The sequence below is a fragment of the Nocardia sp. NPDC055053 genome, assembly GCF_053608285.1.
The window spans coordinates 176,417-189,242 of record NZ_JBSGVD010000006.1 but is presented as its reverse complement, the minus strand read 5'-3'; the positions used below and the strand labels follow the sequence as shown (position 1 = coordinate 189,242).

Here is a 12,826-nt window from a genome sequence, read left to right as displayed (position 1 = left end):
GAATTCGGTCCTATCGGGAGACGTCAGCTACGGGCGGCGCCGGCCGTCCATCTGGGTCGGGTGCGTGCGGGGTCGGCCATTCGTTGGCGGTCACGGTGTCGGGGGTGAGCCGCTCGCCGGTGACCGGATCGAACCGCTCCCACTCGACGGCGCCGCTGTCGAGTTCGGCGGTGAACCGCTGGATCCAGTCGAGATCGGCCTGGATCGTCGCGCGCATGTATTCCAGGACGACGCGGTGCCGGCGCGGCACCTCGTTGACCCGCGTCCACTCGATCATCGCGTCGATATCGGCCAGCGCCTGGCCCTGCTGTTCGACACGCTCACCGAGCAACGCGACGACCTGTTCGAGCGGGAGGTTGTGCGCCTCGGCCAGCGCCACCGGGAAAATCGGATACTCCCGCACCGGCGTGCGCAGCAACTCGGCTATCCGCCCCCGCAGCGCGGCCCGCCCGGCGTCGGTGATCCGATACGTGGTGCGCTCGGGCCGATTCCCCTCCCGCTCGGTCCCTTCGGCCCGCACCATCTCATCCGCCACAAGCCGGGCCACCGCGTGATAAAGCGACCCCGGTCGCACCTTGATCAGCAGATCCTCCCGGCGCGCGATCAGCAGCTGATACATCTCGTACGGATGCATGGGCCGCTCGTCGAGTAGCGCGAGCACCGCGATCGCCAACGGCGTCATCGCATTGCGTCCCGGCTGCCCCACAGCTCCACCTCCACTCCCACGCCCCGCGCGGGACTGTTCCACACCAAATATTCCAGTAGGAATATACGGCGCGAAACATGGGCGGGCAACCACGGACTACTCGCTCACCGATGCGATGTGATCGACGCCCCGCTCGGCTTGCCGAGTTCACCGCACAGCCGATATTTTTCGCCGGGCCCGACCCGAGCGGCCGTACACTGGGAGTGTTCGACGATCTTGGGGGATCACTGTGGGGGCACATCGATTCCGGTCCGCGGCCACGGCATTGCTCGCACTCGCCGCAACGACCGCGAGCTGCGCCGATATCGACCGAGCGCTCAACCGTGGGGGCGACACGTCTTGTCACGATTACCTGGATCAGGATGCCGATACCCAGCGGGTGACCATCACCAAGTTCATCCAGGAACGCCGGGGCAGCGACGAAGAACTCACCGCCGCGACCATCGACGTGGCCCGAGGTGGCGTCACCATGCTGTGTTCCATCCCGGCCAATGCCGACGTGGCCATCGAGGATGCGACGTTCGCCGGAAAGCTCGACATCCGGATCACACCGACGCGCTGAGTCCGCTCGGTGTTCCGCGTCGGCGTGGCTAGAGTCCGTGGGCGTCGAGCCAGGCGCGCGCGGCGGCGGCCGGGTCGGTACCGGTGTCGACCTGGCGCACGAGGTCGACCAGGCCCTCGGTGGTGAGTTCACCGGCGACGTAGTTGAGCTTCTTCAGCTGAGCGCGGTCGAAGATGCCCGAGCGGTAGACGGCGAGCAGGTTCTGGGCGCGCAGCGCGTATTTCGGGTCGTCGAGGACTACGAGCCCCGCCGAATCGGCGTCGGCCGGTGGTCCGTTGACGATTCCCACCTGGATCTCCCCGTCCTGCACAGCTTTTCGCAGCTCCTGCGGATCGGGGTAGTGCGTGGTCGTGGCGAAAGCGCAGCCGGAGATCAGGCCCGGTGACGGCGCGGCGCCGGCGAGTCCGGGTAGCTCGGCGTAACCAGCTTTCAACTCGGCACAGCGCGGGACGAGCGCGGCGACCGTGCGCACGCCGTCGCGGCTCGCGAACTCCTCGGTGACCAACAGCCGGGACCGCAGGTCGGTCCCGTCGGCGGCGTCGGAGACCGACAGACCCTGCGGGAGCGAGGCATTGACGGCGGCCACCACGGCCTCGGGTGTGCGCGCCTGCGCGGACGGGTTCCAGCGATCGAGCAGTCCACCGTCGCGGGCGGGCAGCACCGCGATCCGGCCCGCGTCGAGATCAGCGGCCGGAGAGGTCGAGCCGCGGACGACAGTGGTCTCGGTACCGGTCCGAGCCAGTGCCTGTGAATAGATCTCCGCGAGCACAATCGATTCGGCCGAGGAATCAGCGCCAACCGCGACCACCGTCCGCGCCTCGTCAGCCGCACAGGAAACGGCGGCGAAAGACCAGGTAGTGACCAGTAGCGCAGCGACTGTCCGGCGCACCGCACCCGCCACCATCCCGCGACACCAACTTCCTGTATTTGCGGTCAACCCACGCAATTCGGCGCGACGCGGGCAGTATTACCAACCAGAATGTACCTGCGGCCCCCGGGTCGCATGCACAGCGCACTGCCCGCCTTTGCCGGAAGGACACCAGTGAAAACCGCGTTCTCCTCCTCTTCGCATAGACAACGCCGCCCGGCACGCCGCCTCGCGGCACGGGCGGGCCGGGTGCTGGCAGCCGCTGTCGCGCTGGCCGCCGCCATGATCGTCTCCGCGTGCGGCAACTCCGATCCGCTGGCCGCCAAGGGTGATTGCGCCAGCGACGCCCTGATCATCGGCTCGGCCAATTTCCCCGAGTCCGAGACCGTGGCCAACATCTACACCGAGGTCCTGCGGATCAACGGCTTCAAGGTCGACACGAAGTTCAACATCGGCAGTCGCGAGGCCTATATCCCCGCATTACGCCAGTGCGCGATCTCGCTCATCCCGGAGTACACCGGAAACCTGTTGCAGTACCTGGACTCCGACGCCACCGCCACCGCGGAGCCGGAGGTGAACGCGGCGCTGACCGCCGCCCTCGGCAGCGACCTGGCCATCGCGACGCCGGCCCCCGGCCAGGACTCCGACGCGGTGGTCGTCACCCGCGAGACCGCCGACCGGTGGAACCTGCGCAGCATCGCCGACCTGGCCCCGCATTCGGCCGACGTGACATTCGGCGCGCCCGCGGAATTCGCGCAGCGGCCCGGCGGCCTGCCCGGCCTGAAGAAGACCTACGGCCTCGAGATCGGCGACGCCGATTTCGTGCCGATCGCCGACGGCGGCGGGCCCGCGACGGTGCGCGCGCTGGTCGAGGGCCAGGTCACCGCGGCCGATATCTTCACCACCTCCCCCGCGATCGCACAGAACAACCTCGTCGTCCTCGCCGATCCGAAGAACAATTTCGCGGCCCAGAACGTGGTGCCGCTGTTCAATGCCGCCAAGAAGACCGACAAAGCGGTGGCGGTGCTCGACGCAGTGTCGGCAAAACTCACCACCACCGAGCTGATCTCCCTGAACACGGCCGTCTCGGGGGACAGCAAGATCGAACCGAAGGCCGCCGCACTCGCCTGGATCACCGCGCAGGGGCTCAACGCCCCCATCGCCTAGGCGCTCTCGAGGCGCTAGGAGAACCCTTGTCCGACATCGAATTCCGCGGTATCGAGAAGACCTATCCGGACGGCACCCAGGCGGTCCGCGCGCTGAATCTGCGGATCGAATCGGGCTCGTTCACCGTGTTCGTCGGCCCGTCCGGCTGCGGCAAGACCACCTCGATGCGGATGATCAACCGGATGGTGAATCCCAGCGCGGGCACCGTCACGATCGACGGCCGCGATATCGCGACGGTCGACCCGGTGCGGCTGCGCCTCGGCATCGGCTATGTGATCCAGAGCGGCGGGCTGCTGCCCCATCGCAAGGTGATCGACAATGTGGCCACGGTGCCGATGCTGCTCGGCGCGTCCCGCAAGTCCGCGCGCGCCGCCGCGCTGGCGGTGCTCGACCGGGTCGGTCTCGATCGTGTTCTGGCCGAACGGTATCCGGCGCAGCTCTCGGGTGGTCAGCAGCAGCGTGTCGGGGTGGCGCGGGCGCTGGCCGCCGATCCGCCGGTGCTGCTGATGGACGAGCCGTTCAGTGCCGTCGATCCGGTGGTGCGGGCGGAGTTGCAGTCCGAGATGCGGCGGCTGCAGGCCGAACTGCACAAGACGATCGTGTTCGTGACCCACGATATCGACGAGGCGATCACCCTCGGCGACCAGATCGCGGTGTTCGGGCGCGGTGGGGTGTTGCAGCAGTTCGACGCGCCCGAGCGGGTCCTCGCCCAGCCTGCCACCGATTTCGTCGCGGGGTTCGTCGGCCGGGATCGCGGCTACCGCGCGCTGTCGTTCCGCACCGCCGATGCCGTCGCGCTGGCGCCGATCCGGACCGTCGAGGCCGACGGGGTCGCCGGATTGCGGCTGGCACAGGGCGAATGGGCGCTGGTGGTCGACGCCGACGGCAAGCCGGGCGGCTGGGTGGATGTCACCGGGGTCGAGGCGGTCCGCGCCGGAAAGTCCCTGGCGGCGAGCCTGTCCGCGGGCGGCTCGCTGTTCACCCCGGACGGTGACCTGCGGCAGGCGCTGGACGCGGCGATCTCCTCGCCGTCGGGCATCGGCGTCGCCGTCGACGACACGGGTGCCGTGCGCGGCGGATTGCTGGCCGTCGACGTGCTCACCCAGCTCGCCGAGCAGCGTGGCATCGAGGACGCGCGGCGGAACCGGGAGTTCTTCGACCAGGATGTCCCGTGCGATACCTGATCGACAACTTCGCCGGCATCATGGCGATCACCCGCACCCACCTGGTGCTCGCGCTGGTGCCGCTACTGCTCGGACTGGCGATCGCGATCCCGTTCGGCGCGGTGATCCACGCCCGCGACTGGGCAAGGCGGATCACCACGACGGCGTCGAGCCTGGCCTACACCATTCCCTCGCTGGCGCTGTTCGTGATCATCCCGCCGCTGGTCGGCATCTCGGCGATCGATCCGCTGAACGTCATCATCGCGCTGACCGTGTATTCGACGGCGCTGCTGCTGATCGCGGTGCCGACCGCGCTGGATACCGTGCCCGCCGGTGTGGTCGACGCGGCCGATGCGATCGGATTCGGCAGGCTGCGCCGCACGCTCACCGTCGACATGCCACTGGCGCTGCCGGTGTTCGTCTCGACGCTGCGCGTCGTGGTGGTCACCAATATCGCGATGGTGTCGGTGGGCGCGCTGATCGGCGTCGGCGGGCTCGGCAAGCTGTTCACCCAGGGCTATCAGCGCGACTACCCGGACCAGATCGTCGCGGGCATCATCGTCACGCTCATGCTCGCGCTCATCTTCGACCGGCTGGTATTCCTGCTCGGCAGGCTCGCCACACCGTGGACCCGCGCCGACGCGCGCGTGGCACGACCGCGGGAGCCGGCAGCGCACGTGACCACGGCGCGCGACAGAGCTGGGCGGGAGGACGCGCCATGAATCTGTTCGTCGATGCGTGGAGCTATCTCACCGATGGCGCGAATTGGGGTGGGCCCGCCGGTATCGATCAGCGTCTGCTGCAGCACCTCTGGTACAGCTTCCTCGCCGTCGCGCTGTCGGCGGTGATCGCGGTGCCGCTGGGTCTGGTCATCGGGCACACCCGGCGGGGCAGCGCGCTGCTGGTCGGTTTCGCCAATGCCATGCGCGCGCTGCCGACGCTGGGTCTGCTCACCTTCCTGGTGCTGCTGCTCGGGCTCGGGCTGATCCCGCCGCTGCTCGCCCTGATCACCGTCGGCGTTCCGCCGCTGCTGGCCGGCGCGTACGCGGGCATTGCCAACGTGGCCGCCGATGTCGTCGACGCCTCGCGCGCGATGGGGATGACCGAGCGGCAGATCCTGTTCCGGGTCGAGATCCCCAACGCCCTACCGGTGATACTGGGCGGGTTGCGCGGCGCCACGCTGCAGGTGGTCGCCACCGCGACCATCGCCGCCTACGTCAACCTTGGCGGGCTCGGCCGCTACATCTTCGACGGCATCGGCCTCTACCGCTACGACCTGGTACTGGTCGGCGCGCTGCTGGTGGCGGTGCTCGCGCTGGTGCTCGACGCGATCCTGGCCGCGGCGGTCTGGGTCAGCGCGCCGGGCAGTGGACGACTCGCGCGAGGGACGGTCGCCGGCACCGACGTGGCACTTGTCACGGAGTAGTCCAGGCCGATCAGCGCGGGTCCGCCGGGCCGTTGCCGACGTGCCGCTCGAGCGGTGATCAGTCGTCGCCGAGCAGTGCGCGCAAGTGCGGATCTGCCGCCAGTACCTGCTGCATCCGGGCGCGCTCCTGTATCCGCTGGGCCCGCGACTGAATCCACTCCTGAACAGCCGTCACGACGGCCGCGTTCATCGACAGGCCATCGGCATCGGCGGCGTCGGCGAGCTGGGCGTGCACCTCGTCGGGCAGCTGCACGGTGATCGTGGTCATCACTCGATGATCCCAGACAACGCGGAAGCGCCCCGTTCCGGGGAACGGGGCGCTTCCGGGTGACTGCTGACTAGGCGACGCCCTCGCGGCGGGCGGCCTCGGCCACGGCCTCGGCGACCGCCGGAGCGACGCGCGGGTCCAGCGGGCTGGGGATGATCCGGTCGACGGACAGCTCGTCGGCGACGACACCGAAGATGGCGTCGGCCGCGGCGACCTTCATGCCCTCGGTGATCCGGCGCGCGCCCGCGTCCAGCGCACCCTTGAACACGCCGGGGAAGGCGAGCACGTTGTTGATCTGGTTCGGGAAGTCGCTGCGGCCGGTCGCCACGATCGCGGCGTACTTGGCGGCCACCTCGGGGTGGATCTCCGGGTCCGGGTTCGACATGGCGAACACGATCGACTTCGGCGCCATCGAGGCGATGAGCTCCTCGGGAATGGTGCCCGCGGACAGGCCGAGGAACACGTCGGCACCGGCGAGGGCCTCGGCGGCGCCACCGGTCAGACCGCGCGGGTTGCTGCGGGCGGCCAGCTCGGCCTTCACCTCGTTGAGGTCGCCGCGGCCGGAACTCACGATGCCCTTGGAGTCGAGCACGACCACATCGGGGACGCCGGCGGCGAGCAGGATGTTGGCGCAGGCCACACCGGCCGCACCGGCACCGGACACCACGACCTTCAGCGCCGACATGTCCCGGCCCTGCTGCGCGGCCGCGCCCTTGAGGGCGGCCAGCACCACGATGGCGGTGCCGTGCTGGTCGTCGTGCATGACGGGGCAGTCCAGCGCCTCGATGACGCGCCGCTCGATCTCGAAGCAGCGCGGCGCCGAGATGTCCTCGAGGTTGACCGCGCCGAAGCTCGGGCGCAGGTGGATCAGCGTCTGGACGATCTCGTCCGGATCGGTGGTGTCGAGCACCAGCGGGATCGAGTTCAGGCCCGCGAACTTCTTGAACAGCGCGGCCTTGCCCTCCATCACGGGCAGCGAGGCCCGCGGGCCGATGTCGCCGAGGCCGAGCACGGCGGTGCCGTCGCTGACAACGACCACGAGGCGATCGGTCCAGGTGTAGGTCTTGGTGAGCGCGGCGTCCTCCGCGATCGCACGGCTGACCTGGGCGACACCGGGGGTGTAGGCGATGGACAGATCACGCTGGGTCTCGAGCGGGGCACTGAGCTCGACCGACAGCTTGCCGCCGAGGTGACCCGCGAAGATCTCGTCGTGGGTGATGGCAGCAAGGCTCGCTGCGTCATCGGCCTGGGGCGCCGCGGTGGCATTCGGTGCGTCAGTCACAGGTGACACGATTTCACTCCTGCTCGAGTCGGACTCAACCGGGGGACGGTTACCGCCGGGTATATCGGGATTACGGAATTGCATGACGCTCATGGGGTGCGCAGCCAGGGCGAATACCGGAGAAAACCGGTCGCGCGGCGCGGCACTGATCCGCCGAGCGGAGCCGGACGGGTGGTCCGGGCAGATAAACGGGTCGACCCCAGACCGCGACGGTGCGTCGCGAGGCGAAGGGTCACCATGTTCCCCGAACCCGGCGGTGGCAAGGGTAGGGAATCCGCAACATTCTGCCAGCCCTGCCCACCAGTTGCCAAACCGGTCCCGTGTGTCATCCGGTCGAGCGTCATGTGTCGAGGGTAACGGCGCCGAATTGCCATGGCGTTAGAGAAAACTCGCAGCTGGCGCGGAACATCCGGTGAACAATCACACCGCGGCGGGTCGGCTCGCGGTGAGCTCGCCGTCCCACGGATCGGGCGAATCGGCCCGGCGGACCCAGACGTCGTCGAGCCCGCCACAGCGCTGCCGGACCCGCCAGTGCGCGACCACGTCGGGATGGTCGATGCGCCGGTGGATGCCGCGGCTCTCGGTGCGGACGAGCGCGCTGTAGCCCGCCCACCGCGCGACCGCGAGCAGGGCCGCCGCCTGCCTGGCCCGCAGCTGCCCAGCGCCGATGCCGCCCAGTTCGAACCGCGCGCCCGGCCACATCGTATCCAGCTCGGCGATACTGTCGCGCAGGCTGCCCGCACTGCGCCGATAACTGCGCCGCAGCGGCAGCGTGTGCTCCTGCACCAGGCCGATCACCGACCGCGGATCGATGTGGGCATGCGGACCGAGGCCGGCTCCCGGCACCGGGCGCGCGCTGGAGGCGCGCTCGGTGACCATCGCGAAGGCGGCCGCGCCCACACCAGCCCAGGTTCCGGAGGCCAGCGCCCACGCACCGCGCAGGCCGCCGGTCACACCCGCCGCGCCCGCGACGACTTCCCGGCCCGCGACGGCGCCCGCGGCGAAGAGCCCGCGGACGGTGGTCATGCAGTCGGCGCCGGACAACGCCAGGCCGCCTGCCCCGAGCACCGTTCCCTCCAGCACCGCGCGCACGGGCACCCGCCCCGCCGAGTCGATCGCACCGTGCCTGCCGAGCCAGTGCCGGACCGTGTCGGGCACCTCGTGCAGCGCGGCGAAGACCCGCCTGCCGTCGGCGAGCGCGCCCAGCGCCGCCGGGTGGTACGCGCCGGGGAGTTCGATCCCCGACTCGTCGTAGAGCACGGCGAAGTGCACCGAGAGCCCAGGGGCGACAGCCGGGTTCGGATGCACCCGCGACAGCACCGGAGCCAGACCGTAGGCGCCGGAGAACTCCATGCCGGACAGCTCGGCCCCGGCCTCGGCCGCCATCAGCAGGCCCTCGCCGGTATCGACGTCGGTGCCCGCTCCGCCGGACAGGAACGCGCAACCACCGGTCGCGAGGACCACCGCGCCCGCGCGAACGGTCCACGGCCGGAACTTGTTGTGCTGCTGGACGCCCGCGGCGCCGACCACCGTGCCCGCCGGGTCAACGAGCAGATGCAGCGCCGGATGATGATCGAGAATGCGCACGCCGGCTTCCAGGGCGCCGCGGCGCAGCCTGCGCAGATAGCTCGCGCCGTCCAGGTGGACCACCGGATCATCGCCCGCGGTGTCGGGTACCCGGTGCCGGATACCGGACCAGACCTGCAAGCGCCGATGGGTCTCGTCGATCACCCGGTGCAGCCAGGCGGTGTCACCGAGACCACCGCCGCGCGCGAGTGCCCGATCGACCACGTTCGACCTGGCCTGACCGGGCGCGATGTCCCACAGGGTGGTGGTGCCGTAGACCGCAGGACCACTGGAACCGCAACGACTCTTGTCCACCAGGACAACCCTGGCGCCCGCCCCCGCGGCCGAGACGGCGGCCCAAAGCCCGGCGGGTCCGCCGCCGAGGATCAGAACATCCGTCTCGATGTTGCTCACAAAGAGAAATATTCGGGCACAGTTCACCCGGGCGCAACCACTATGTGGCCGTCAGCCCCACCATTGTGTCCAAAGCAATACACCGGCCGTGACCAGGACTACCGCCGCGCCGGCGAACGTCGCAGGCCCGCGCCTGCGGTCGGCGTAGACCTGCGCGCCGACGACGACGATCGCGGCCAGCACATGCCAGGTCAGCGATTCGGCGCCGGGCCCGGGAAAGTCCCTGCGCGAACCGATCACCGCGGCACCGGCCACCACGCAGAGCAGCACGACCACCCCGCCCGCGACGATGCCGCTGAGCCCGCGCAGCAGCGTCACGGGGCGATCACCGGCACCCCGCTCGCCTTGCCGATCAGCGCCTCGAACTGTTCGGGATCGGTCCGGCAGGCACCGATCTCGATGGTCTTGTTGCTGCCGTGATAGTCCGAGGAGCCGGTCCGCAGCAGGCCGAGTTCGGCCGAAAGATCGGTCAGCACGGCGCGATCGGCGTCGGAGTGGTCCGGGTGGTCGATCTCTAGTCCGCCCAGCCCGAGCGCGGCCAGCTCCCTGATCTCGTCGAGCGCGAGCAGCCTGCCACGCTTGCGGGCCCGCACATGGGCCACCACGCTGACGCCACCCGCGGCGGCGATCAGCTGGACCGCCCTGGTCAGCGGGGTGTCGGCCTTCTCCGCGTAGTACGGCCCGTGCGGGGCGAGCAGTTCCAGGAACGCGGCGTCGACGCTCTCGACCACGCCCGCCGCGACCAGCGCCCGCGCCAGATGCGGGCGGCCAGCCGCTGGACCGGCATCGGCCAGCACCGCGTCGGGATCGATGGGCAGGCCGTCGGCCACCATCTTGTCGGCCATCGCGCGCACCCTGGCCACCCGTTCGGCGCGCAGCCGTTCGCGTTCCCCGGCGAAACCCGCGTCGGTGGGGTCGAACAGGTACGCCAGCAGGTGCACCGGGACGGGCCTGCCGTCCTCCCCCATCCCCTGGCACGACATCTCCATGCCGCGCACCAGCGTCAGCCCCGGCGGACGCGCCGCCTCGGCCTCGGCCCAGCCCGCGGTGGTGTCGTGGTCGGTGATGGCGACGACGTCGAGGCCGGCCGCCGCGGCGCGACGCACCAGCTCGGCCGGGCTGTCCGTGCCGTCGGAGGCGGTCGAATGGGTATGCAGATCGATGCGCACACCCTCAGTCTTACAGTGCGGTCTCGGCGGGTGCGCAGTCCTGGGCCGACTCGGCAGTTGGCCGTAGCATCCAGGTCGTGCCCTCCCTACCGCCGATGCCGTCGTTTCGCGGGCCGAGCAGGCCGGGGTCACCGCGGCCGCGGATCCCCGTTCCGACGGCGCGCGCCATCGTCGACTGCGGCGTCTACGTCGACGGCAGGCGGCTGCCCGGGCACTTCACCCCGCAGCAGGCGCTGACCGAGGCGGCCGAGACCGAGGACGGGTTCGTCTGGCTCGGCCTGCACGATCCGGACGAGGGGCAGATGGCCGATGTCGCCCAGATCTTCGACCTGCACCCGCTGGCCGTCGAGGACACGGTGCACGGCCGCCAGCGCCCCAAACTGGAGCGCTACGACAACACCCTCTTCCTGGTCATGCGCACCGTCAGCTATATCGAGCACGACATCCACGCCATCAGCGAGATCGTCGAGACCGGCGACATCATGGTCTTCACCGGTCCGCATTTCGCGATCACCGTGCGCCACGGCGAGCACACCGGGCTCGCCGGGGTCCGCCACGAACTGGAGGGCAGGCCGGATCAGCTGCGGCTCGGTCCGCTCTCAGTGCTGCACGCCGTCGCCGACCATGTGGTCGATTCCTATGTCGACGTGTCGGAGTCGGTCGAGTCCGACATCGACGAAATGGAGGAGGCGGTGTTCACCCCCACCTCGAAGGTCGGCATCGGCGCGATCTACCAGCTCAAGCGGGAAGTGGTCGAACTGCGCCGCGCGGTCGCGCCGCTGGGGCTGCCGCTGCAATCGCTGGTGCACAACCAGGAATTGCCGGTGCCCAAGGAGATTCGCCGCTATCTGCGCGACGTCGCCGACCACCACACCAATGTCACCGAGCACATCGCCTACTTCGACGAATCGCTGAACGGCCTGGTCAACGCGGCGCTGGCCAAGATCAGCGTCCAGCAGAACACCGACATGCGCAAGATCGCGGCCTACGCGGCCATGGCCGCGGTGCCGACCATGATCGCCGGCGTCTACGGCATGAACTTCGACTACATGTGGGAACTGCACCAGCCGTGGGCGTACCCGGTGGTGGTGGCGATCATGGTCGGGTTGTGCGCCGCGCTGTTCCGCAGTTTCCGCCGCAACAAGTGGATCTAGAGATTCACCGCGCCGCGAGCGGGGTCGCGCACATCGATACCGGCCTCGGACCAGGCGTCGCGCAGCGCCTGCGCACCGCGCACCCGCACCCAGGCGGCCTCGGTCGCGGTGATCGGGGTGACGCTGAGATACCGCACCGGATCGGCGGGTTCGGGCAGCGCCACCTCGGTGATGTCGCTCTCGCCGAGCAGGACCGCGGTGAAGGTGGCGTTGTGCCACAGCGGTTCGCCCAGGTCAAGCAGCGCGTCGGCTTGCAGCACAACGCCTTCCACCGACGGCGTCGCGACCAGGACGCCCAGCGTGCGCGCGACACCGGCCTGCGGACCCGCGCTCGCCAGCAGCGTCAGCACCAGCTCGGCGCGCGGGCCGCGCACGGGGTCGGCGAGCAGGTCGGCCGGATCGCCCATCGGATGGCGTGATCCGCCCAGTGTCGCGTAATGGATCGCGTCATCGCCCGGGATGCGCAGGATCTCGATCGGCTCCAACCCGAGGAAGGTGACCGAGGCCGAGTCGACCTGCCCACGGTCGACGCCGTAATGGTCCAGCACCGCGGTGCGGACCGAATTCACCACATCCATTGCGTCACAGGGCCAATCGGGCCAGCATGTCGCGGGCACGCTCGGCGGTCTTCGGGTCGCACAGGACGTCGTAGCGGCCAGCGACCAGTTGCATGGACGAGGCGAAGTCGCGCTGGCCCTTGGTGGCCGCGTACGGGATCGAGGTGGTGATCACGCCGAACACGATGCCACCGACCAGGCCGACGACCAGCGGGCCGAGCGCACCGCCGGTGGTGGTGAACAGGCTCAGCAGCAGTCCGAGGAACAGGCCGAGCCAGGCGCCCGAGACCACGCCGCCGCCGATGACCTTGCCCCAGGTGAGCCGGTACAGCACCCGCTCCACCTGCATGAGGTCGACGCCGACGATGGTCACATCCTGCACCGGGAACTGCCCGTCGGCCAGGTAGTCGACCGCGCGCTGCGCCTCGGCGTAGGTCGGATACGAGCCGACCGGCCAGCCCGACGGCGGCGTCGGCAACGCCTGCCGTCCGCGATTCGGGTTGCCCAAGGGATTCGTCATAGTC

At 69.8% G+C, this 12,826-nt stretch carries 15 protein-coding genes; 6 read left to right on the top strand and 9 right to left on the bottom strand.

Translation table 11 applies throughout. The annotated features are described in order from the left end of the window. Positions 1-10: 10 nt before the first annotated feature. Positions 11-706, bottom strand: coding sequence for a PadR family transcriptional regulator (locus ACWF82_RS08980; protein WP_452499482.1), 696 nt, complete (start codon positions 704-706; stop codon positions 11-13). A 229-nt stretch (positions 707-935) separates the two neighbouring features. Here ACWF82_RS08980 and ACWF82_RS08975 point away from each other — a divergent pair, with 229 nt between their 5' ends. Then, on the top strand, positions 936-1,268 hold the full coding sequence (locus ACWF82_RS08975; protein WP_452499480.1) for a hypothetical protein: 333 nt from the start codon (positions 936-938) through the stop codon (positions 1,266-1,268). 28 nt (positions 1,269-1,296) lie between these two features. On the opposite strand, the gene ACWF82_RS08970 is transcribed toward ACWF82_RS08975, so the two are convergent. Then, complete coding sequence (locus ACWF82_RS08970; protein ID WP_452499478.1) at positions 1,297-2,076, bottom strand: glycine betaine ABC transporter substrate-binding protein; 780 nt, start codon at positions 2,074-2,076, stop codon at positions 1,297-1,299. 342 nt (positions 2,077-2,418) lie between these two features. On the opposite strand from ACWF82_RS08970, the gene ACWF82_RS08965 reads away from it, so the two are divergent. Genes ACWF82_RS08965 through ACWF82_RS08950 form a run of 4 tightly spaced genes read left to right on the top strand, consistent with a single transcriptional unit; the run spans position 2,419 to position 5,892 of the window. After that, positions 2,419-3,303, top strand: a complete 885-nt coding sequence (locus ACWF82_RS08965; RefSeq protein ID WP_452499634.1) for an ABC transporter substrate-binding protein — start codon at positions 2,419-2,421, stop codon at positions 3,301-3,303. Between the two features lie 26 nt (positions 3,304-3,329). Beyond that, on the top strand, positions 3,330-4,487 hold the full coding sequence (locus ACWF82_RS08960) for an ABC transporter ATP-binding protein (RefSeq protein ID WP_452499476.1): 1,158 nt from the start codon (positions 3,330-3,332) through the stop codon (positions 4,485-4,487). After that, positions 4,475-5,188 (top strand): ABC transporter permease, encoded by a 714-nt coding sequence (locus ACWF82_RS08955; RefSeq protein ID WP_452499474.1) that lies wholly within the window; start codon positions 4,475-4,477, stop codon positions 5,186-5,188. The genes ACWF82_RS08960 and ACWF82_RS08955 overlap by 13 nt, the downstream gene beginning before the upstream one ends. Next, a complete protein-coding gene (locus ACWF82_RS08950) occupies positions 5,185-5,892 on the top strand; it encodes an ABC transporter permease (protein ID WP_452499472.1) in 708 nt (235 codons plus the stop codon). The genes ACWF82_RS08955 and ACWF82_RS08950 overlap by 4 nt, the downstream gene beginning before the upstream one ends. A gap of 58 nt (positions 5,893-5,950) precedes the next feature. Here the strand turns inward: ACWF82_RS08950 and ACWF82_RS08945 are convergent, their stop codons facing one another. The 5 genes from ACWF82_RS08945 to ACWF82_RS08925 all read right to left on the bottom strand — a co-directional run bounded on the left by ACWF82_RS08945 (position 5,951) and on the right by ACWF82_RS08925 (position 10,591). After that, entirely contained in the window at positions 5,951-6,160 is a 210-nt protein-coding gene (locus ACWF82_RS08945; protein ID WP_452499470.1) for a hypothetical protein, read from the bottom strand. Between the two features lie 70 nt (positions 6,161-6,230). Next, positions 6,231-7,451: an NAD(P)-dependent malic enzyme gene (locus tag ACWF82_RS08940; protein WP_452499468.1), complete on the bottom strand. Its 1,221-nt coding sequence runs from the start codon at positions 7,449-7,451 to the stop codon at positions 6,231-6,233. Between the two features lie 411 nt (positions 7,452-7,862). After that, positions 7,863-9,422: an FAD-binding protein gene (locus ACWF82_RS08935; protein WP_452499466.1), complete on the bottom strand. Its 1,560-nt coding sequence runs from the start codon at positions 9,420-9,422 to the stop codon at positions 7,863-7,865. A 51-nt stretch (positions 9,423-9,473) separates the two neighbouring features. Beyond that, positions 9,474-9,740: a hypothetical protein gene (locus ACWF82_RS08930; RefSeq protein ID WP_452499464.1), complete on the bottom strand. Its 267-nt coding sequence runs from the start codon at positions 9,738-9,740 to the stop codon at positions 9,474-9,476. Beyond that, the gene (locus ACWF82_RS08925) at positions 9,737-10,591 is read right to left on the bottom strand and encodes a PHP domain-containing protein (RefSeq protein ID WP_452499462.1); all 855 of its coding nucleotides are present in this window, start codon (positions 10,589-10,591) and stop codon (positions 9,737-9,739) included. The genes ACWF82_RS08930 and ACWF82_RS08925 overlap by 4 nt, the downstream gene beginning before the upstream one ends. Before the next feature lie 77 nt (positions 10,592-10,668). Here ACWF82_RS08925 and ACWF82_RS08920 point away from each other — a divergent pair, with 77 nt between their 5' ends. After that, positions 10,669-11,745 (top strand): magnesium and cobalt transport protein CorA, encoded by a 1,077-nt coding sequence (locus ACWF82_RS08920; protein WP_452499460.1) that lies wholly within the window; start codon positions 10,669-10,671, stop codon positions 11,743-11,745. Here ACWF82_RS08920 and ACWF82_RS08915 read toward each other — a convergent pair. Further along, the gene (locus ACWF82_RS08915; RefSeq protein ID WP_452499458.1) at positions 11,742-12,323 is read right to left on the bottom strand and encodes a suppressor of fused domain protein; all 582 of its coding nucleotides are present in this window, start codon (positions 12,321-12,323) and stop codon (positions 11,742-11,744) included. The two genes, ACWF82_RS08920 and ACWF82_RS08915, sit on opposite strands and share 4 nt — an antisense overlap. Before the next feature lie 4 nt (positions 12,324-12,327). Beyond that, entirely contained in the window at positions 12,328-12,822 is a 495-nt protein-coding gene (locus ACWF82_RS08910; RefSeq protein ID WP_189026409.1) for a general stress protein, read from the bottom strand. Positions 12,823-12,826 lie beyond the last annotated feature (4 nt).